The organism is Chitinophaga sp. SYP-B3965 (assembly GCF_009647655.1).
In the GTDB taxonomy this organism is placed as follows: domain Bacteria; phylum Bacteroidota; class Bacteroidia; order Chitinophagales; family Chitinophagaceae; genus Chitinophaga.
Genome location: NZ_WJFD01000001.1, coordinates 443,573 through 464,958, shown reverse-complemented (window position 1 = coordinate 464,958; position 21,386 = coordinate 443,573). Strand labels below are relative to the sequence as shown.

General features: G+C 45.1%; 20 protein-coding genes. 7 read left to right on the top strand and 13 right to left on the bottom strand.

All coding sequences use genetic code 11. The features are described 5' to 3' along the window. Window positions 1-12 precede the first annotated feature (12 nt). The 11 genes from GFS24_RS01765 to GFS24_RS01715 all read right to left on the bottom strand — a co-directional run bounded on the left by GFS24_RS01765 (window position 13) and on the right by GFS24_RS01715 (window position 12,955). A complete protein-coding gene (locus tag GFS24_RS01765; RefSeq protein ID WP_216647340.1) occupies window positions 13-1,242 on the bottom strand; it encodes a metallophosphoesterase family protein in 1,230 nt (409 codons plus the stop codon). After that, window positions 1,205-2,332 carry a metallophosphoesterase gene (locus tag GFS24_RS01760; RefSeq protein WP_173002935.1) on the bottom strand — a complete coding sequence of 376 codons (1,128 nt, stop codon included), beginning with the start codon at window positions 2,330-2,332 and terminating at the stop codon, window positions 1,205-1,207. Before GFS24_RS01760 ends, GFS24_RS01765 begins: the two co-directional genes overlap by 38 nt. After that, window positions 2,319-3,458 (bottom strand): metallophosphoesterase, encoded by a 1,140-nt coding sequence (locus GFS24_RS01755; protein WP_153657851.1) that lies wholly within the window; start codon window positions 3,456-3,458, stop codon window positions 2,319-2,321. The genes GFS24_RS01760 and GFS24_RS01755 overlap by 14 nt, the downstream gene beginning before the upstream one ends. 5 nt (window positions 3,459-3,463) lie before the next feature. Further along, complete coding sequence (locus GFS24_RS01750) at window positions 3,464-4,513, bottom strand: glycoside hydrolase family 99-like domain-containing protein (protein WP_153657850.1); 1,050 nt, start codon at window positions 4,511-4,513, stop codon at window positions 3,464-3,466. Window positions 4,514-4,523: 10 nt separating this feature from the next. Continuing rightward, a complete protein-coding gene (locus GFS24_RS01745; protein ID WP_153657849.1) occupies window positions 4,524-6,113 on the bottom strand; it encodes a SusD/RagB family nutrient-binding outer membrane lipoprotein in 1,590 nt (529 codons plus the stop codon). Further along, a complete protein-coding gene (locus tag GFS24_RS01740; RefSeq protein ID WP_153657848.1) occupies window positions 6,110-9,514 on the bottom strand; it encodes a SusC/RagA family TonB-linked outer membrane protein in 3,405 nt (1,134 codons plus the stop codon). Before GFS24_RS01740 ends, GFS24_RS01745 begins: the two co-directional genes overlap by 4 nt. 74 nt (window positions 9,515-9,588) lie before the next feature. After that, window positions 9,589-10,539: a FecR family protein gene (locus GFS24_RS01735; RefSeq protein WP_153657847.1), complete on the bottom strand. Its 951-nt coding sequence runs from the start codon at window positions 10,537-10,539 to the stop codon at window positions 9,589-9,591. 61 nt (window positions 10,540-10,600) lie between these two features. Beyond that, window positions 10,601-11,191, bottom strand: coding sequence for an RNA polymerase sigma factor (locus GFS24_RS01730; protein ID WP_153657846.1), 591 nt, complete (start codon window positions 11,189-11,191; stop codon window positions 10,601-10,603). A gap of 109 nt (window positions 11,192-11,300) precedes the next feature. Beyond that, window positions 11,301-12,131 carry a hypothetical protein gene (locus GFS24_RS01725; protein ID WP_153657845.1) on the bottom strand — a complete coding sequence of 277 codons (831 nt, stop codon included), beginning with the start codon at window positions 12,129-12,131 and terminating at the stop codon, window positions 11,301-11,303. A 77-nt stretch (window positions 12,132-12,208) separates the two neighbouring features. Next, entirely contained in the window at window positions 12,209-12,412 is a 204-nt protein-coding gene (locus tag GFS24_RS01720) for a YwbE family protein (protein ID WP_153657844.1), read from the bottom strand. Window positions 12,413-12,544: 132 nt separating this feature from the next. Beyond that, entirely contained in the window at window positions 12,545-12,955 is a 411-nt protein-coding gene (locus GFS24_RS01715) for a DUF779 domain-containing protein (protein WP_153657843.1), read from the bottom strand. Between the two features lie 174 nt (window positions 12,956-13,129). On the opposite strand from GFS24_RS01715, the gene GFS24_RS01710 reads away from it, so the two are divergent. Both GFS24_RS01710 and GFS24_RS01705 read left to right on the top strand, forming a co-directional pair. Beyond that, complete coding sequence (locus GFS24_RS01710) at window positions 13,130-14,053, top strand: AraC family transcriptional regulator (protein WP_153657842.1); 924 nt, start codon at window positions 13,130-13,132, stop codon at window positions 14,051-14,053. A 74-nt stretch (window positions 14,054-14,127) separates the two neighbouring features. Then, window positions 14,128-14,358 carry a hypothetical protein gene (locus GFS24_RS01705; protein WP_153657841.1) on the top strand — a complete coding sequence of 77 codons (231 nt, stop codon included), beginning with the start codon at window positions 14,128-14,130 and terminating at the stop codon, window positions 14,356-14,358. Between the two features lie 449 nt (window positions 14,359-14,807). Here the strand turns inward: GFS24_RS01705 and GFS24_RS01700 are convergent, their stop codons facing one another. Continuing rightward, entirely contained in the window at window positions 14,808-16,019 is a 1,212-nt protein-coding gene (locus GFS24_RS01700) for an exo-alpha-sialidase (RefSeq protein WP_153657840.1), read from the bottom strand. Window positions 16,020-16,135: 116 nt separating this feature from the next. Here GFS24_RS01700 and GFS24_RS01695 point away from each other — a divergent pair, with 116 nt between their 5' ends. Genes GFS24_RS01695 through GFS24_RS01675 form a run of 5 tightly spaced genes read left to right on the top strand, consistent with a single transcriptional unit; the run spans window position 16,136 to window position 20,068 of the window. After that, window positions 16,136-16,717 (top strand): Crp/Fnr family transcriptional regulator, encoded by a 582-nt coding sequence (locus tag GFS24_RS01695; protein WP_173002934.1) that lies wholly within the window; start codon window positions 16,136-16,138, stop codon window positions 16,715-16,717. Between the two features lie 60 nt (window positions 16,718-16,777). Beyond that, window positions 16,778-17,257 carry a hypothetical protein gene (locus tag GFS24_RS01690; RefSeq protein ID WP_153657838.1) on the top strand — a complete coding sequence of 160 codons (480 nt, stop codon included), beginning with the start codon at window positions 16,778-16,780 and terminating at the stop codon, window positions 17,255-17,257. Window positions 17,258-17,272: 15 nt separating this feature from the next. Then, window positions 17,273-19,048 carry a 7TM diverse intracellular signaling domain-containing protein gene (locus GFS24_RS01685; protein WP_153657837.1) on the top strand — a complete coding sequence of 592 codons (1,776 nt, stop codon included), beginning with the start codon at window positions 17,273-17,275 and terminating at the stop codon, window positions 19,046-19,048. After that, window positions 19,045-19,674, top strand: coding sequence for a response regulator transcription factor (locus GFS24_RS01680; RefSeq protein WP_153657836.1), 630 nt, complete (start codon window positions 19,045-19,047; stop codon window positions 19,672-19,674). The genes GFS24_RS01685 and GFS24_RS01680 overlap by 4 nt, the downstream gene beginning before the upstream one ends. A gap of 4 nt (window positions 19,675-19,678) precedes the next feature. Next, window positions 19,679-20,068 carry a hypothetical protein gene (locus GFS24_RS01675; protein WP_153657835.1) on the top strand — a complete coding sequence of 130 codons (390 nt, stop codon included), beginning with the start codon at window positions 19,679-19,681 and terminating at the stop codon, window positions 20,066-20,068. A gap of 139 nt (window positions 20,069-20,207) precedes the next feature. Here GFS24_RS01675 and GFS24_RS01670 read toward each other — a convergent pair whose 3' ends face one another. Continuing rightward, window positions 20,208-21,380, bottom strand: coding sequence for an AGE family epimerase/isomerase (locus tag GFS24_RS01670; protein ID WP_153657834.1), 1,173 nt, complete (start codon window positions 21,378-21,380; stop codon window positions 20,208-20,210). Window positions 21,381-21,386 lie beyond the last annotated feature (6 nt).

The window sequence follows — 21,386 nt, the reverse complement described above, 5'->3', positions numbered from 1 at the left end:
ATAGCTAAAAGATCACCAGACTTTGACTATCTCCACATGGTCCATCTTTTCTCCTGCTTTATTAAACACTTCATAATAAAGATGGTTGTCCCGTATGCGCATGATGGCATAAGTATGTTGCTTTTCCTTCGGCGTAAACATCATGGTGGGAAGATCAGACCCGCCAACACCCTGCAGTGATCCGCCGGCAGAACCATTGGTAATATATACAGTGCCCACCGGGTTATCATATACATGCTGATCCCGCGGTTCCCAGATATGGCTGTCAAAAACGGCTGTATGCCTTTCATACACATGGCGGTGGCCGGACAGGCAAAGATCCACTCCATATTTATCTAACAAGCCCTGAAGATGTTCATGCCAGGTGGGAATACGGCTTACCCCAAATGCGTACAGGGGGTAATGGCAATACACAATGGTCCAGCAGATCTTCTTATTCTTCTTTGCTTTAGCCAGATCAGCTTCCAGCCATTGATAGTCTGCGGAATTTACATCCAGTAATACAGCTCCTTTTTTCTCAGCGCCTTGTGCATAACCGGAATTAACGGCTACAAAATGTGTGTTGCCATAATCATAGGAATAGTTTAACTGGTCCCGCGGGAGATTGAACAGGTTGTAAAAAATGGGGAATGGCTTTTGGAAATTACTATCTGTATCCTTATTGATCACATCATGATTACCGGTGACTGACATAAAAGGATAGTTGGCATTCAGTGGCTCGGCTATATCAAAAAAGTTATTCCAGCTTTTTTCCACGGAGCCATTTTCTACGATGTCCCCGGTGTGCAGGGTAAAATCAAAAGCGTGTTTGCGCATCTGACCAATGATGGTGTCTGTTTGTTCAAAGTTATAATTGCCACCGTTATTCTGTGTATCGCTCCATACACCTATCACGATCTCTTTTTTATCCCCTAAAGGCGGGGCTGTTTTGAAAGAATAGATGGCACTGGCCCCTACCTTATAATAATAACGTGTTGCCGGTTTTAGCTTGTGCAGGGTAGTTTTACCGGGTGATTGCGGCCTGGCCTTTTTGTTGAGGTGGTTACTATCTGTGCCAAACAACACCACTGCTTCCGGATCATTTAACCAGGTGATGCCTATCGTAGTACTGGTGTTTCCCCCATTCCAACTGAGATGAATGCCCTTTGGCGGGGAAAAGAAAACAGATATCAACAGGAGGAACACCTTGTGCTGCATAGTACGTTTACTTTTGCTGTAATTCAGTAAGGTTGATGGTTTCAAAAGGTTTTTCAGCGAAACCATTATAGTAGTTAAGCATCACCACTCCTTTTGCATCATCCATTGAAATAACGGCATAACCCGGCAGGTCTGCCCTTGAAAACTGTAAAATATGCTTTTTTTCTTCTGCAAGTATCCTTGTGCGTACCTCTTTGGTAGCTGGTTGCCAATCTGGTTTTTCTTCCACCCATTTATCTCCCCCATACTCCGTCATGCGATCCTTCGGTTGTGGTGGTTCCAATCCTCTGTTAACACTATTGATCATTACCTGCACAATATTACCGGAAGGAGTTGCCCTGCTAAGTACTGAATACTCATGCAGGTGGGCTGCCAATACGATCGCTTTATGTTTTGCGAGCAGGTTCAGGAAACGTGTTCTCAAAGTGGTATCCTCCAGTGGCCGGCGGATGCCCGCCAATACATGCCAGCAACGCTGGGTAACAGGAATAACGGGTTGATGGGTGAGTACAAATTTATACCGGGCCGTGGATGCCTTTAATTCCTTTTCCAGGAAGGCCACCATCTCTGTTTCGGGAACATTCCTGTCTGTACTAAAGAACTGATCGAGTACAAAGAACTCGGTGTTATTGCTTAGCTTATAAGTGTACATGCCGTGGTTTACGGACTTGCCCACCTGCCCTTCCATGAAAGGCCGGATCACTTCTTCCCATGCTTCCGGCTGGCCGGGACTGTTACTTACATCATGGTTTCCTTTCACCAGCACCCAGGGGACAGGTAGTTTTACGGAATGCAACAGGTCCACCACTCCCCTATTCATTTGCCTGGCTAATGCATCATTACCAGCCACCCCTTCTACCAGGTCTCCTAATTGCACTACAGCTTTTACAGCCGGCATAATTGCTCCGGTTTGTTTCTTTATCAGTTGCAGGAATTTGGGCATATAAAAAGCCGTATACTGAGGATACTCCTTAAAGATCTGTTCAAAATCCTGCGGACGCGTCATGACATAATCAAGATCATGATCATCCAGCCTGTCGTAATGCATATCTCCCAGGGCAATGAAACTGACATCCTGTGCCTGCGCAGAGAGAGAAAAGAGTATTAGCAGGAAGCATATATTATTTCGCAGCATATAATAATTCAGTAAGATTGATAGTGCGCCATGGTGCTTTATCCACATTGGCATGAATAGCAATAACAGCCTCGTTCTTATCTGTTACCTGCATGGTGGCATGACCACAGAAATCTGCATATTCAAAATGCCTGATGAATGGTTTTTCATTTGCCAGGTTATCTTTTCTTTCCTGCAAAGAAGCGGGTGCAAATTTAGGTTCCAGGTTTACGAGGTCTGTATTATAAGCGTCCAGCCCCTGCAGGTGATCTTTCACAGCTGCATCAGGAGCTGGTATTACGCTCCCTATGCATACCTGCACAAAATCACCTTCGGCCGTGCTTCTCTTCAAAATACTTGTTTTGTGAAGGTGCCCGCATAATACGATGGCCTTGTGGCGGCCCAGCAGATTTAATAATTCCTCCCGTTTTTTCTGCTGCGTGGGTTTTGCGAATATATGCCAGTTGGAACGGGCGTTAAAAGGAACAACAGGCATGTGGATGCAGAAGAATAAGGTCTTTTCTTTATGCTCCACCAATACTTTCTTTAACCATTCAAGGCTTTCATCCGGTGCATAGGCATCAAACAAAATGAAACGGGTATTCTTATGCACAAAGGTGGCATTGGCTGCCTGCGTTTGCTGTTTGTGTTCCCTGCTCTGCCAGGGCAATACTGTTTTTATATAGGTTTGTGGCGCCCCTTCACCGGTAATATCATGGTTGCCCTTGATCACCAGGAACGGACGGTTCAGCTGTTGATCTGCTACATAAGAGATGAACTCACCGGTTTGTTGCTGTGCTAATGCTTCTGATCCGCAGAGGCCTTCCACAAAGTCTCCCAGCTGCAGGTAAAAATCAGCATTCAATGCGGTGCCTTTCTGCTTTACCTCCTGCATTAATAAAGGCAGGTTATCCCGGGTAACGCGGGAGTAGTTTTTGATCTGCTCCAGGTCATTGGGATATTTAGCTTTTATATATTCCATATCATGGTGCTCCAGCTTATCAAAATGCAGGTCGCCCAGTAACATGAAATTGAATCCCTTTCCGGCAGATGGTATAAAATCAAATGCAGAGGCGCCTAATGGTAAAGCTGCTGCCAGCATGCCCAGGGAGGCTACGAATTTTCTCCTGCTTACGTGATTGCTCATAGCTGTTATTTTACTTTAAACTGCTTTTTTGTTATTTCCAGGTAAGTGGTGCCGTACTTCTTTGCTGGTTCCAGGGCAGTGCTCACCTGGAAGTTGTTCCATGAATTGATCAGCACTAATCTTTTCTTACTCATATTACGCTTGGCCACATTGCAATAATCTGTATAGAATTCAGCGCTGCGGTTGATGTCGTATATCTTACTGGCGGGCGTGGAAACCTTATCATTAAAGCCCGGGAAAATGCAGGGTACATAATCCATGTTCCAGCTCTTTGTGGAGTCTGCCCAGTTCTTCCAGTTGATATCGCTATAGGAAGGGAAGAAAACAGATCTGTCGTACACATCAGTGGCCCAGTTGCTCAGGTCAACGCCATCCATAGCTTTGATGGCAGATGCATATCTTGCAGGTGGCAACCAGCCGGTAGTGATCTCACCGATCACATATACATCCACTCCTGCATCTTTCAGCGCTTGTTTCACTGCGGGGATCACTGTTGCGTAATTAATGCTGGCGGCTGCATTGGTGGCCAGGTTGAGCGGCGTGATCAATATAACGGGCCTGCCCTCTGTTTTATAATAATAGTCTTTGGAAAAATGAGCAGCCGCCAATGTCTTTAGCTCAGTGATCATTGTATTGAGCTTTGTACCTGTAAGCGGGGAAGCATTCGTGGCAGACAGGTGCGCTGTATTGTAATTGATCACCATCTTCACATTGCTATTCCGGCCCTGTACAAAGCTGTTCAGCACAGGATTTCCGGGCGTGGCGCCATTCCAGTTAAATATAAAGAAGTCTACACCACCCAGGTCTGCCCATTGGCGGTGCTGTTCCATTACGGTGGCATTCAGTGCTGAGTATTCTCCTAACTGCGGCGTATCGGCATATTTCTTTGCCCAGTCCGCAGCAGCATAATTATAGTAGTAAGCGCCTACGGCCACATCTTCCGTTATGGTAACAGGTGGTATATCGTAATTAAAATCGGGTGGTAAATGCTGGTCCTCTTTACTACATGCGGCGAACACAAAAGAGAGTATGGCTATATATGCTGTTCTTTTCATTTTCTAAAAATTAATAAGGAAGGAAAGGATTCTTTTTATTGGGCAGTGCAAACCACAATTTTGTAAATAAGTTATCCGGGCCGTTCAGCCATGGAATAGCTTTCTGCACTTCTTTTGCATTGATCTGCAATTCAGTGGCCGGATATAAAAGACGGTCCGGAACGTAGGCATAGTTGCCATCATAAGTAGCAAACTGCGGTTCAAATTCCAATATCCTGGAGCGCCTGATCAATGCCCAGGCATCTACACCCTGGCCAGGAATGGCCAGCCACTCCTGCATGATGATCTGGCGATAATTATCTCCTGCGGGCACGTAACTGCTGCAGATCTGTAACCAGTCTTCAAATGCAGCACTGCGGCCGGTAGTGTCTGAAGCGGTGCCCCATTTAATACCAGGTGTATTTTTATAAGCAGCAGCTTGTGCGGTGAGCCCATAACGGCCAAGGGAAGCATCAATACCTTCATTATAATATTGTGCAGCCTGTGATGCATCACCCCACCATCCTTTTAAAGCAGCCTCTGCTTTAAGGAAGCAGGTTTCCGCGTAAGAAAGGAATACATATTCAGCATCTGGTTTTAAGAAACGTTCTCCTATGTATGAGTAATCATCCTGCTTCAGCCCGGTATGGGGATTGGTAAGCCCGTTTGCATAAGCACCACCGCCGCCGTAAGAGATATTCTGACCAAAGTATTTTCCAATCTGCGGACCCTGTTTGGCAGGTTGTGCATACACGGCTAAGCGGGGATCATTATACGGAGCCATGTGGTAGATCAAAGATTCATTCACTACAGGAATGGTGGCTTTGTTGGCGGTATAGTTATATACCACCCTGTCGTACAAAGGGCTCCAGGTATCACTGGTGCTGCCCCAGGTGGCAGCAGCGGTTTCTGCCTGTAACTTCATGGTGTTTTGTTCATCCTGGTAGATCTCCGCTACAACTTTCTGGGCTAATACAGCATCTGCGTTAGAGATGCGCATGGCCAGCCTTAAGCGGAGAGAATTAGCGAACTTTTTCCACTTTAAAACATCACCACCGAATACCTTATCAGCAATAACGGTGTATTTATCGCCTGTTACATTCAATGAATCTGCCAGTACTTTCAGATCTGCCAGCAGTGCTGTATAAACATCTTGTTCTTTTGTATAAGGCACTGATGGGGTTCCGGCCAATGCGCCATCTGCAGGAATGCTGCCCCAGATAGAAACAGTATTGGAAAGGATAAAGTCCTTCCAGATGCGGGCAATCAATACCCTGTTGGTATAAGAAGGGTTGTTCTTATAGTTCAGCTCTATCTGGTTAACCGGTTGCAGGCACCTGATGTAGGTATTCTTCCAATACGTATTATTGTCGTCCACACCATAAGTGTACCGTTGAAACTCTCCCTGGAAGCCAGAGAAATGGTGTGTATAGTTAAAGAACACTACCCTGTTCATGGGACCTCCGTAGAGGTTCATTGTTTCGAATATAGCGGTAGTCAAGAGAAAATCAGGCTCTACCTTTGTTGGATTATTGGGGTTGTCGTTCACTGATTCAAGATCCTTTGAACAGGAGGCGAAACCCAATAAAAAGATCATTAAGTATATGGAAATTGTTCTCATAAAGTAAGTTTAATGTTGAATCCATAAATGGCGTTGGGAGGCAATGCGCCATTTTCTATACCTTGTCCGTTACCAGCTGTGGAAGCGGCTTCCGGATCAAGCCCTTTGGGCGTTTTGCGGTAAAGGATGGCCAGGTTGCGGCCAGCCAGTGAGATACGTGCTGTTTTTATGGGCGTTCTTCTCAACGGCTTTTCAGAAAAATTATATCCCAGCGTTACTTCGCGCAACTTGATAAAAGAGGCATCGTATATCACAAACTCTGCGTAGTTAGGCCGTGCATATTCATAGTTCTGCGGCGTTACATACTTCGTGTTTTTTGTGCCGTCAGCAAAATAGGCATCCCATTGTGCGCCGCCGCTTAATTCACTACCGTTTTCTCCAAGGATCACGGAATGCAGGTAAAAGTCGTCCCGGCCATATAATGTTTCCGCACTCACGCCATTCGTGAGCATCCTGGAAAAGCTGCCGGAATAGATCACACCACCCATTTTAACATCGAACAGAAAGCTGAAATCCAGCCTGCCCAGCCTGAAGGTATTATTGATGCCTCCCAGCCAATCGGGCGATGCGGTGCCAAAAGCCATATCATTGTCTTTTACCAATAATGAACCACCATCTTCTATCAGCATATGGCCTTTGGCATCTCTTGCCACACCAAGGCCACGGAGGTAAGCATAAGGTTTTCCTACCTGTGCATACACATAGAGGTAACTGGAATTATTATTCATCTGGAAGCGGTCTACACCGTCTATCAGTTCTACGACCATTGAATTGTTCTTGGAAAAATTCAAAGATGTTTCCCACTGAAAGTTCTTTTTTGCAATCAGCTTTGCGGTAGCAGAAGCTTCGTAACCCCAGTTCCTGATCTTACCGGCATTGTAGATCCTTTGCTGGTAACCGCTGGAGGCAGGTAATTGTGCAGTAATGATCTGGTTAGTGGTAGCCGCATTATAGTAAGTAGCATCCAGGCTGATCCTGTTTTTTAATAAGCGGGCGTTCAGGCCAAATTCATAAGAGTTGGTCTTCTCCGGTTTCAGGTCCGGATTGTTCATGGTAGTAGATAAAGAGGCAAGTGTGGCATCGTTTAAGAAGCCGTTGAAGGAATAGGTCTGTTCCAGCAGATAGGGGGCATTTGAGTCTCCTCCTACCATGGCAATGGAACCTCTTACTTTTAAGAAGTTCAGGAAGTTACTATTCATGTGTAACAGATCACTGATAATGAGGCTTCCTCCAAGAGAGGGATAGAAATAGGAGTTGTTGCCTTTGGGCAGTGTGGAAGATTTGTCGTTACGGCCAGTGAGATCTATGAAGGCATAATTGCGATAACCCAGTGATACAGATCCGAAAACTGAGTTGATCTCCTTCCTGCGTATAGTTTGCGAAACGGTGGGATATTCTTTCGCATTGGAAAGGTTGATCAAACCGGGTTGCAATAAAGAATTGATCCTTTGTTCCCTTCTTTCCATGCTTGAGGTATACTTACTGGCACCAAGGTTTGCCTGTATGGAAAAATCCTTTATGTTCTTAGAAAAAGAAAATATTCCCTCCAGGTTCAGGTTCTGTTGTTTGGTGTTAAAGGTGCGCATAAACCCGTTGGGGTTGCTGGCTACAACAGATCCAATATTATTGAATTCAAAGCCATCCCACCAGTAAAGGTCTGTTCCAAAACGGCCGTTAAACTTTAACCAGGGTGTGATCTTTGCTTCTGCATTAAAGGAAGCGATCAGCCTGTCCTTGATATCCTTGTTTGGGTTCTCATTGATCACCCAGTAAGGATTACTGAAGTTCCGGTGTGTACCTATTTCCATACCGGTTAATGGATCTTTGTAAGGCAGCAGTTCAGCGAGGTCTGTACTGCGGGCCATGTGCGTGTACAGGTTAGTAGGGTTGCGCCCGTTACTGTTGGAGTACTGACGATTGTCTACAATATCCCGGACATAATTAAGCTTTGAATCCAGTGTCAGCCATTTGGAAAAGGTGTTCAACAGGCGAAAATCCACAGAGTGCCTTCCCATATCATTAAACCCTTTTACCACGCTTGTTCCGCTATAATTGGTATAGGCAATACGGTAAACATTGGATGCATTACCACCTTCTACGGCCAGGGAATTGGTAAACAGGCCGGCCGTGGAGTAGAAATCTTTTATGTTATCAGGATGCGGGAGATAAGGTTTTACTTTTCCATCCAACGCCACATAAGGTTGACCCAGCATAGGTGAACCCCAGCTCCGGTAATTCACCGTTGACCTTGGTATTCTGTTGGTAGGATCTATAGCAAAGGAAGTACCTACACCATATGCGTTCTGGTATTCAGGGAACTCCGTGAGCTTCTGGAACATCATGCTGGAATTAAAAGCCACTTTGAACTTTGCAGAACCCTTTTTGGTGGTGATCAGCACAACACCGTTTGAACCTCTTGAACCGTACAACGCAGAAGCATTGGGGCCTTTTAAGATCTGTATGTTCTCTATATCATCCGGGTTAATGTCATTGGCACTGCTGCCGTAGTCAATACTCCCATCTTCTCCCGGCTCATTATCAATCGGCATTCCATCCACTACAAACAGGGGTTGGTTATTACCGGTTAAAGAATTATTCCCGCGGATAATAATGCGGGACGAGCCCGTGTTAAATCCAGCCGGTATCACCTGTACACCGGCTACTTTACCGGATAATGAATTGATGAGGTTGGTGCTTTTTGTTTCGTTCATTGCCTCCACATTCACACCCTGGATACTATAGCTCAGTGCCCTTGCTTCTCTCTTTATGCCCAGCGCGGTTACTACCACCTGGCCCAATTCTACATTCTGCCGGGCCAGCTGTACATTGATGACGCTTCTGCCCTCCGTTTTTTCTGAGTATGGTTTTATGCCTACATAATTGAAAGTAATAGCATCCACTCCTTCCGGTACATTGATGAAGTAATCTCCATTTTCATTCGTAGTGGTATGCACAGTATTAGCAGATACACTTACTCCTATCAGGATCTCCCCGTTATTATCCCGCACATTACCGCTTACCGGTCTTGCTGCTTTGGGAGCAGCAGGGCTGCCTTTTATGATAAGGATGCTTTTGTTCTTTTGGAGAAAGGTAGTACCCGTTCCGGCCAGTAACCGTTCCAGTACTTTGCTTACACTTTCTTTGGTGGCGATAATGCTGATGTGTTTGTTCTGGTCCAGCACGTCGTGCCGGAACTCAATAGTAAAGCCGGTTTGCTTTTCTATTTCCAGGAATACTTCTTTCAGTGTACGGTCATTCACCTGCAAACTAACCGTGGTATTCTTTGCGTCCTGAGCGGAAACCTGTTGCAGTGATAGCAGGCAGCATAATGCGAACACAAACAGGCCAAGCCTGTGGATGATACGGGCATTCAATTCTTTGTTCCCTGAACATAGTTGCATAAATTTGTTTGCTTTTGGTCATTAATGTTATTGGTGACTTACTGTGCCATCCCGCCGCGAACGGGGTGGCTTTTTTAATGTTTTATGGTGATGACATTCCCTTTCTGCCGAAATTGGAGATCTCCCAGCAGCCTCAGTTTATCCAGGGATTCTTCCAGGCTTAGCTGATTAAAAGTGGCAGAATATTTACTGTTTAGCACAGCAGTATCTACTGCTTTAAATTCCACGTTGTAATGCCTGCCGAGTATTTTACATAACTCTCCCAGGCTGGCATCTTCAAAAACAAGCCTGTTCTGCCGCCAGCCTGTAACAGCCATGGTATCTGCTTTGCCTACTGTGAAGGACCTGTTGTTCCTGCTATACACCGTGCGTAACCCTGGTGTTAATACCACCATCCTGTTATCTGCTTCTACCTTTACTTTTCCTGTTGTAACTGTAACAGCTACTGCCTCATCGCCTGCGTAAGCCTGCACATTAAAAGTTGTACCTAATACGGTAGTTTGTATGGCGCCTGTTTGTACAATAAATGGTTTAGAATGATCCGGTGCTACTTCAAAGAAAGCTTCTCCGGTTAATTGTATGCGGCGTTCCCTTCCTGTAAATTTTACCGGGAATGTAACCTGGCTGCCCGCATTGAGGTGTATGACGGAATTATCCGATAACAGAATGGACCTGTGCTCTCCTTTTGCTGCCACTGCCACCACCTGTGCTGGTTCCTTTCGTTGTTCAAAGAATAATAAGCTGGCTATAGTTATAACAATAGCTGCAGCAGCGCCGGACAACCAGCGTATGATCATGGTGCGTTTTTTAGGCAATATGCTGCTGAGCACCCGCTTCCGGAGCTGGTCAGGCAATACATCAGCTTTAGCTGCAGCCCATTCATCATAAGGCAAAAGCAGGTCAAAGTCTATCTCTGTATTTTCCTGTTGCAGGTAGGTGGCTATCAGTTGCTTTTCTTCTTCCGTAGCTGTTCCCTGTAACAATTTCCGGAAGATCAGTTTCAGTTGGTCCGATGGTAAGGCCATTGTTTAAGCTGGTTTGCTAGTATATACACGAAACCAGGCGGCAACACGTAGTGGAGGTGTGTTAACTTAATATGAACAAAAGCGGGAGGAGCAGATAAGTATCTTTTAATTCGCTTCTTAATACGGATAATACATTGGAGACATGGGTTTCTACTGTGCGGATGGAGATGCCCATTTTTTGTGCTATTTCTTTATTGGACAAACCCTGTTCCCTGCTCAGTTCAAAGACCTGCCTGCTTTTAGGGCCCAGCTTTTCCAGCACCTGCCGGTATTGGTGATATGTTTCTTTGTAACTGATGGCCTGGTGATCTTCCATGATGGCCATATGTTCGGTGAGCAGGACTGCATTTCCGGCCCGCTTCCTGGCAAAGTTGAGTAAGTGATTGCGGGCTACTGTGAAAAGGAATACTTCAAAATTGGCAGCGGGGTCAATGTGTTCGCGAAAGCCCCAGATCTTCAAAAAAATATCCTGTAACAGTTCTTCCGCATCTTCTTTATTATCCACCATTTTCAGGCAATAGTGAAATACTTTTTTCCCCAGCAGATCAAAAATATTCCTGAACGCCTGTTCTGAGCCCTGGCGTAAACTTACTATTAAAGAGGAGGAGATATGTACAGGTTGGTCGATCATCAGCCACTGCTTGCTGCGCAAAGATAGCAGGGCTATATTAACAGGGGGTTAAGAAAAGGAGGCTTCTTGCTAACAGGAAGTTAAGAGGGCTTAAAAAGAAAAGGAGCTTAGTACTAAGCTCCTTTTCTTTTTATAGTATAACGTTTCTTGGATGTCCGTCCTTTTTGTAGAGGAAATACCTGGGGGGTTCATAATGCACTTCTGCGTCACCAGGTAACAGGAACTTATCTCCCAGGCAATCTTTCCGCACAAAGAAAGCATTCACGCCGGAGAAATTACAAGCCACCAGGCTGTAACCCTTCTCCTCTGCCAGTGTGTTCAGCAAACCCAGGGATGCACCGAAGTTGCTGGTCTTGTCCCATACTTTGCTGCCGTCGTAAGGTACGGTGAAGGATACATCCGGCCGGAAGATGGCATTGTATTCAATGGCCACTACACGTGGTTTGAATTTTACGATGGCCTTCCATATATAATAATCATTCCTGTCAATATCTATAGATATCAGATCCGGTTCAACGGGGCAGCCCCCTTGTGTGAACAGGGATTCTATATTCTCTGCGGTAATAAAGTTATTTAAAACGGTGAGGTTGCCATTGGCAATTACGCCGGGCATATGGGCATTGATATGCTGCACACTTCCTGCATTCCCTTCTATCCAAAGCCCCTTCCAGCCTTTGTATAACAAGAGGGTGGAATTACATTCTGTGCCATTCTCCACGCCAAATTCAACGAAGTACTTATTGGTGGTACCTATCCTTTTAAAGATCTCGGCAATGATACCATCTTCCCCGTTCTGGGAAAAACTCTGGTATTCAAAGCGGTTCAATTTCAGGGGATGCTGGTACTTTTCCTGGTCGAACAGGTGCTTCTGAATATAGTTATCAACTTCCATGGCGCGGAAAACGTCCTGTTTAGCAAAGTTCTTCTTTGGCACCAGGCGCCTGTACATCTGCTTTAGCATTAAGTATGAATAGGTTTAATAATGGCCTAAAGCTAGGCAATTATATCTGGAAAGCAGCATTACATGATAAAATACTATCAGGTATCCAGCCAGGTAACTTCGGCTACACGACCCACCTGGCCGTCTTCGAGCCTTACTTTAATACCCCGGGAGTGAAAGGGGGATGAGGTTAAGATATCTTTTACGATGCCATAAGTGAGTTTACCGCTGCGCTGATCTTTCTTCAGGATAATACCCACTTCCAAACCGGGGTAAATATCCTTTCTATTCTGGCCATTCATAACAAACAGAGATTATTTTAAAGCAAAGCTAGTACATATACTACTGCAAATAAAAAACCCGTGGAAAATTTCCACAGGTTTTTATTCGAGGCCATCACAAGTATGGTTATTGCCTTTCACATTGTTCTGCCACTACAACCATTGCAACCCATATCCAAAAATGTAGCTGAACATACGCAGTTCCGGGTCTTCTTCCATTTCTACCAGTTCTTCCTGCTCTTCCGCGGTAAAAGGCCTGGATCTCACTAAAAACCTTAATCCCAGTGCTCTTTCCAGCGAAAGTCCTTTTTCTTTTCCTTTTTCAACGTCCAGTACCAGTTGCGTATGTTTGCTACGCTCAAACTTCCTTTTATCCATGAAGAAGAGGCAGCCGGCCACTTCTCCTACACAAACATCATTGGGGTTAAGTTTTGTTTTTCTATCCATGGTGCAAACGGGCTCGTCAAACTCGTTCATCTGGAACATCAGGAGTCCGTACTCCATGGATAATTGAATGATCAGATCTACGGCTTCGTCCGTAGCAATAATGCGGAGTGTGCGCATAAGTAACAATTTTAGGGTGGATACACTTAATACCTTTCAGATCCATGCCAGTTATCAATAACGTTAAGCAAAGATGACAATTAGAGGAATAACGAAGGTTCATTATCGTACTTATTAATAGCACAATTGTACCGCTTTTGCCGGATAGCTAAAATTTGCTAAATTGCCCGCAATATGGAGGCAAAAAATCTATTACACCAGATAGAACTGACCCAGCCTAAATTACTCCAAACCCGTGTAGAGAACCGCAGGATATTTAACCTCAATAACTGTGAGCTGAATGTATTTGAGAGTTATGAACAGGCATGGCATATCCCCTTATCCTTTAATGATTTTGTGATCACCAGCATGGTAAGAGGCAAAAAGCGGATGCATCTTTTTGATCAGCCCTCCTTTGATTACCTGCCCGGCGAAACGGTGATCGTACCTGCCAATGAAACAATGATCATTGACTTTCCGGAGGCTTCTGACTGCAGTCCTACACAATGCATTGGCATTACTGTGGACGATGCTTATATCCGTGATACCATCCAGTACCTCAACATGTACTACAATTCTTCAGATGAACATCATAACTGGAAATTGCAGTTCAATGAGTATCATTTTGAAAATAATAATGAAGTTTCCGCGCTGATCAATAAGCTGATCAGGGTTTGCAGCAGCGGGGAGATCGGGAAGAATATCTATGCGGACCTTAACCTGAAAGAGCTGCTCATCCGGTTGATACAAAGTCAGCATTTGCAACAGGTGGTTGTGGAGGCGGGGGTTAGCAGTAACCAGAGCCGGTTGCATTTTGTGCTGAACTATATTCATGAGCATTTAACGGACCGGATAGCGGTGGATACATTGAGCCGTAAGGCTTACCTGAGCAGGAATGTTTTCTTTAAATGGTTCCGGGAGCAGTTTGGGATCACACCGCTGGAGTATATTAACCGGGAAAGAGTGAGCCTGGCTAAACAGTTACTGAGTCAGACCAATCAGAGCATTACCAATATCAGCAATCATTGCGGGTTTGCGGATGTGAACTACTTCATCCGTGTGTTTAAAAAGACGGAGGGTATTACGCCTAAAGTTTACCAGTCTATTTGCAGACATTAAAATCCGATTAAAAAACGGGTGGACCTTTGCGTGGGAATTAAAATTCGCCTAACTTCTCTTAAAATTCACTAACTATGAAAAGATTCCTGACTGCTTTGCTGGCTGTATTTATTTTCGCGTCTTCTGTTTCTGTGGCGCAAACTAAACCTGCTGCGAAGAAAGCGACTACTGCGGTTGATACGGTGCATCTTAAGAAAGATGGTACGAAGGATAAACGGTTTAAAGAGAATAAAAAGGCTGATGGGCCATTGAAGAAAGATGGTACGCCGGATAAGCGTTTTAAGGAGAATAAGAAGAAGTCATAGATGCCGTGTCTGAATAACAACAGGTAAGGATGTTCCGAAAGGGGCATCCTTTTTTTTGTTTTGAGCTTAATTATAAAAAGAAAAAACCGTTTCTCTTGAGGGCGTTTGCCGCGCTGCAAAGGGCGGAGGTTTTCTCTTTTTTGGAACTTAAATTATAAAAAGAAACACGCCTCGCTGGGGCGGAGATTTTCTCTTTTTTGAACTTAAATTATAAAAAGAAAACACGCCTCGCTGGGGCGTTTGCCCCGCTACAAAGGGCGGAGGTTTTCTCTTTTTTGGAGAGGTGTTTTATAGGAGCAGTGTTTTTCTTTGTTTTGAAAGGAGTGTTTTTTTGAGTAGAAAAGCATCTTTTATTATAAAAAAAAACGTGCTATGGAGAGGATGCTTTTATTATAAAAAGAAAAACCGCCTCTATTGAGACGGTTTTCTTTGATAGGGATAAATGGGTATTATGGTTCTACCTGGCCATTTAGGATCCAGGGGAGATTGAATTTGTGAAACTCTATTGATTTATTGCTTGTGGCACTGGCGGCTACGTTTTCGTTGATCTCTATCAGAGCGCCTACTGCGTAGTCTGCTGTTTTTACCATGCTGGAATAACCTCCTTTTGCTACGGTGAGGTTAGCGTAATCGCAGGTGTTGCCGCTGTATATGGCTCTGCTAATGGGCCATGTGATGCCATCATCATAACTGATGCGTATGGTCATGTTGCAGCGTTTGTCTATGGTGTTGGGGTTTAGGAAGTATATTCTGTCCGGGGCATCTCCGTTGTAGCGGAGGATGGAGCCCTGGCATTTGGGATCGTTGAGGGTGTTGTCTACAGACCATGCTGCGAAACCTCCGGCGATGGTACCTACGGACCTTCTTCTCTTTTTTGCGGTGTTCCAGAGGGTGGTGCCGGGTCTGTCGTTCCGTAAAAGGTTGCCGTTCATTTGTTCTACGATGGTTCCTTCATCTGTGCCGCCGGGGATCAGTTGATACTGCCAGGTGGTACCGTGGTCATCACTGTAAATGTTTCTGCCAAAGGCTGGAATAATGAGGCGGCCGGGGGTGTTGATGGTGGTTTGAATACCTACGCCCGGGCCCATAGCATCCCATTTATAAGTGGGCGGCAATAATGTACTGCTCATATCTTGTGGAGTGGACCAGGTAAGGCCCTGATCATCACTGTAAGAGGAGAACACGCGCCTGTCTCCCCAGGCTGTGATATCAGACCAGGCTGCTTTGCTGGCATCGTTCCAGGACATGAAAACCCAGGCGCGGCCGTTTGTGCCTTTGTCTTTATCGTATACGGCTGTGGGATTACCCCAGGTACCGGCACCGCTTCCTACAACCTCTCCGAGAGCAGACCAGGTGGTACCATTGTCTGTGGAGCGTTTAAAGACTACATTGATGTCTCCCCAATCGCTGGGGCTCCATCTGCGGCCCTCTGCAAAAGCCAGCAGGGTGCCATTTTTGGTTTTAATGATGGAGGGGATGCGGAAAGAATGATAGATACTTTCATTTCCTCCGTTAAACAATACCATAGTGTTATGGTACGCGGTGGCGGCAACAGCAGCTGTGGCGGCCACTTTACCTTCAATCTTGGGTGCGGGGGTGTTGTTCTGTTTAGCGCATCCGAAGCTGAGGGTGATCAGGATACATAAGGTGGAATAATTCATAATAGTGGGATTTAATAGTAGATATGTACTACATATTAAATGTAAGCCTGCGGGTGCAGATTTCCAAATATTCCAGCGGGGATTCTCTGTATTTTTGCCCTAAAAGCAACCTACTGATGGATCCACTCCTGCAGCTGCGACAAGCGCTTGCTCATTTTTCAGCCATACCGGACGGGGAATGGGCGGAGTTTAGTGAAAAGCTCCTCTTTCCCAACTATAAAAAGGGGGAATTCCTTTGCCGGGAAGGGCAAACGGAAAACTTCATCTTTTTCCTGCTCAAGGGCGCTACCCGCAACTATTTCTCAAAAGACGGCAAGGAGTTTACGGTGGATTTTCATTTTGAAGGGGATATGCTCACGGCTTATTATTCTTTCCTTACACGCCGCCCCTCTCCTGTTGCACTGGAAGTGATCGAAGATGTGGAAGCCATTCTCATTCCCCGGGAACATCTGCTGGCTTTTTATGAGCAGAACAGGGCGGGTGAAAGGATCGGCAGGCTGATCGCTGAAATGCAATATGTGCGGCGGCTGGACCGTGAAATGGAATTGCTGTCTGATACGGCGGAAGAACGGTATGCACGGTTGATCAAAAGGAACCCGCAGCTGGTGCAGAGCATATCGGTGAAACATCTTTCCTCTTACCTGGGGATACAGCCGGAAAGCCTCAGCCGGATCAGGAAGCAGTACGGAAGAAACTAACATACATCATTTTCTCCTTTTTGCGCAAGACCCACCTTTGCCTTACAAAACTGATAGATCATGATGGTACTGTTGTTATTAATTGGCACTTTTCTCATTGCACTTGTAGTTATAAAACTGGTAAAAGGCAAGTGGAACCTAACGCTTAGCGGCTGTATCGGCATGAGTGGCATGCTGCTCTTTACAGCCCTGGGGCATTTCTTATTCCCAAAGGGCATGGAGATGATGATCCCTCCTTTCTTCCCTTTCCGGCTGGGATTGGTGTACTTCACCGGCCTCCTCGAAATTGCAGCAGCTATAGGATTACTGATCCCGAAATACAGAAGGATCACCTCTATCCTGCTGATCATCTTCTTTGTAATGATCTTACCGGCCAATATCTACGCGGCCCTCCACCATATTAACCTTGAAACAGCTACAACAGATGGCAAAGGGCCGGAATATCTCTGGACCAGGATCCCTGAGCAAATAATATTTATTGCCTGGGTTTGGTTCTTTGGAATAAGAAATAAAGCAAAAGCCCTATCTTGGCAGCCGTAACACTTCTTGATACCTATGCGGCGGGCATGCTTCTTTTTATTCCTTCTATTTCTTTGCGGTATACATCCGTTGCAGGCGCAGCATAGGCAATTATTCAGGGTATGGGAGGATACTACCCGTAAACAAGGGGCCTTCTCTGCACTTTCTCATTATTACAACGGAGATTACGCCCTGCTGGTAGACAATAATCTCAATCCCGGGTTTACAAAAAGTGTTTTCTGGATAGCCATAACGGTACCGCCTACACACGAAGACCTTTTGCTGATAACAGACAATGCCCATATCAATCACCTGGAATGGTATGCGGTACAGGACGGTTCGCTGCTTCCTTTATATGTTACCGGTGATTTTTTCCCTTTTAAGCAGCGCCCCGTTATTCATAATTCCTTCGTTTTTCCTTTGGAGCGTAAGGCTTCTTTATACCTGTTGAAAGTAGACAAACACTATGAGTCCCTGCAGGCACCGCTCCGGCTTGTTACGCAGGGAGAGCTGGCACAGGAGATGGCTTCAGAGAATCTCCTCAGCGGCCTTTTCACAGGCATCATGGTATTGATCATCCTTTTCGGCGCTTTCCTTTTCTTTACTACCAGGGACAGGGTATATGGCTATTACGCCCTCTACGTACTAAGTATCTTATTATGGGTATGGGCTAATAAAGGGCTGGGCTTTCATTACCTCTGGCCGAATTCTTATTTTTTCCCCAGTCGTGCGCGCCCTGTTTTTGTAGTTACCAATATGCTCCTGGTTTTTCAATTCCTGCAGTATTTTATTGGTATCGGAAAAGAGAACTGGGCTTACCGGCCATTCAAAGTATTCCAGATCATCGGTTGCTGTTTTTTAGTGGTGATACTCTGGCCGATGGATTATGCACGCTTTGGCATGGCCAGTATGGTATTGCAAACAGCGCTTACTTTATTCAGTCTTGGTGCGGTGCTGCTGGTTGCTGCCAGCCTGATACAAAAGATCCTTCAAAAGAATACAGCGGCGCTGGTCTATATGGTGGCTACCATGGTGCTGCTTACTTTTATCACATTGGAGATCTCATATTATCTCGGGAAATTAGACCTTCCTGCTTACTTTGTACACTTCGGTGTTTTCACAGGCGCCGTGCTGGAGATCATCATCATCACCTTCGCGCTGGCAGCCCGTTTCAACACTTACCGCAAAGAAAAAGAAAGTGTGCTGCGAACACTCACGGACACGATCATTGCAGTGGAAGAAAAGGAAAGGAAAATACTGGCAGATCAGCTGCATGATGAAATAGGTTCTATGTTATCGCTGGCTTCTCTTAATATGCAGGCGATGAAGTTCGATGAAGTGACAGGGTTGCTGGATCAGCTCAGTCATACTGTGCGGCATATCAGTCATCAGTTAACGCCTGTAGCCATTGAAAAATATGGCCTCCGGCATGCGATCGAAGACCTGGTGAAAATGGCCAATGGGTCCGGTAAAATAAATATTGAACTGGTGCTGATCGGTTTCTCTCCTGCTACGCCCTATCCTTCTAATACGGAACATACCATTTACCGCATCATCCAGGAATTGCTGCAGAACATACTCAAACATGCAGAAGCCTCCAATGTATTGATCCAGTTGATAGAAATGGAACAGGAAAGAAGTTGCTCGCTGATCGTGGAAGATAACGGGAAAGGGATAGATCCGGCGACCATCTTACGTAGCGTAGAAGCTAAAGTAGCTTACCTGCAAGGGAAGATCATGATAGAAAGCAGGCCCAAGGAAGGTGCTATGGTGAATATTGAATTGCCATTGCCTGAAAAAATAACCCTATGACCAGATTGATTATAGCGGACGATCATCAGTTACTGGCAGACGGATTGGTTGCCGTGTTACGGGAAGCCGCAGAATGGGAAATACTTGTACCGGTGAATAATGGGCGGGAGTTGCTTAACAGGCTCGCTGAGATGCCTGTGGATATCGTGCTGCTGGATCTTAATATGCCACAGCTGGATGGTATTAAAACTTTGGAGATCATTAAAGAACAATATCCGGTGGTTAAAGTGCTGGTGCTGACCAATTATAATCAGCCGCAGTTGCTGGCGGAGGTGCGGAAGTTGGGAGCGGATGGTTATCTGTTGAAGAATGCTTCAGGGGATGTGTTGAAAGCGGCGATACGGGCTGTGCTACGGGGAGGTACTTATTTTGAAGCGCTTGTTCCTGTGGATGTGCCTATACCGGCTTATTTCATGGATGAGTTCATGAAGAAGTACCATCTTACCAAACGGGAGGTGCAGATCATTAAAATGGTAGGGAGTGAACTGACGAGTAAAGAGATCAGTACGGAGCTTTCTATTAGTGAGTTTACGGTGAATACACATCGGAAGAATATCTTGCGGAAGCTGGATGTGAAGAATACGGCGGGGTTGCTGAATTTTGCTAAACAACATGGAATCTTATAATACAATGAAGAAGAATTATTTATTGCTTGCCGTATTGCTATTTATTTCACCTTTATTTTTGAAGGCCCAGGTGGCTACCTTGAGTGAAAAGGAAACATTATCCCTTTTATGTTATAAATGGGAAGTGACTAAGATACAAAGCTTCCAGGGCGTTATGAAAGTTAAACCACGTGGTGATTACACGATGTTTAACAGTGATTTTACGATGGAGTCGAAAGAAGACGATAAGATCAAAAAGTCAAAGTGGAGTTTTAGTTTTCCTGAGAAGAAAGTTACTTTTGAAGACGATGGATCTGTATATAAAATTATGGACCTATCAACGTCAGAATTGCACTTAAAGGGTAAATGGAGTGGGGAGATGGTTGTCTTGATATTAAAGCGGGTGACCAAATAATCGTTTTTTTATTTGAGTGTTTGCCGCGCTGCAAAGGGCGTTTTTTTATTTAGGGGAGGTTGCTTTTTTATGAATGAGTGCTTTTTTCATTTAGGAGAAGTTGCCTTTTATGGGTGGGTGTTTTTTCTCTTTGATAATTTTATAATCGCTTCATTATCTCTAAACATGCCCTGCTGTTATGGTAAGGGCATTTCCAGAGGCCTACTTTATCTTCATTCATGATCTTATCATCTTTGATACCCCAGTACCACTCTCCTTTTGATTTATCCAGAATGTTCTTTTCTATGTACTGCCAGCTGTTGATGGCGTCTTCGAGGTAGCGGGGGTCTTTGCTAAGTTGCCAGGCGTTTATGAAACCTACAACGGCTTCGGCCTGAGGCCACCAGTGTTTTTCGGTGATGAGTTGTTTTTCTTCGGGTTTGTATTCATACCATAGGCCGCCATCTGTGTCTATGCCTTCTTTAGCGGCTTCTGTCATTTGGAGGGCTACTGTTTTTGATCTTTCTATCAATGCCTGGTCTCCTATTGCTTCTGCGGCTTCTAATAACAGCCAGCTGGCTTCTATGTCGTGGCCGTAGGAAACGAGGTTGCCCGTGGGGTTCCATTGTTCATCAAAGAAAAGACGGAGATGATTGGTGTTGCGGTCTATGATCTTATCGAAGAAAACATTTAACAAGTCCTGGATATGCACTTTCAGGGAAGGGTCTGCCCAAATGCTGTAGAGGGTGGTGTATGCTTCCAGTACATGGAGGTGGGTGTTCATGGATTTCTTCTGGTTCTCATCTTTTTCACTTAAACGCAGGTCTTCCAATTCTTTCCAATCGCGGGAAAATGCTTCGAGATAACCGCCGTAGACGCAATCGTAGCTGTAGAGCTGGATGAGGGAATACAGGCCGATGGCTTTTTCTTTTGCCTTTTCAATTTTACTGGCTTTGTAGTATTCACTGAATGCATATACTACAAATGCCTGGGCGTAGATCTGTTTTTTGGTATCTACAATATCTCCGGCATAACCTACTGTCCACATCACACCGCCGAATTCTTTGTCTATAAAATATTCGGAAATATAATTGAAGGCGCGGGTGGCTACTTCCAGATAAGCGGGAGTTTTAGTAACGTTATATGCCGCGGAAAACGACCAGAGGATACGGGCATTGAGTACCGCACCTTTTACAGCAAATGGGTCCGGTGTATTGTCGTTATCGAGTTTACCGAGGAAACCACCGTGTCTTTCGTCTATGGTATGCGTTTGCCAGTAATCAAGGATAGCGGTTAATTCTTCCTGCAGGTCCTGTCTTAATTTCTCTTGCATGAACTG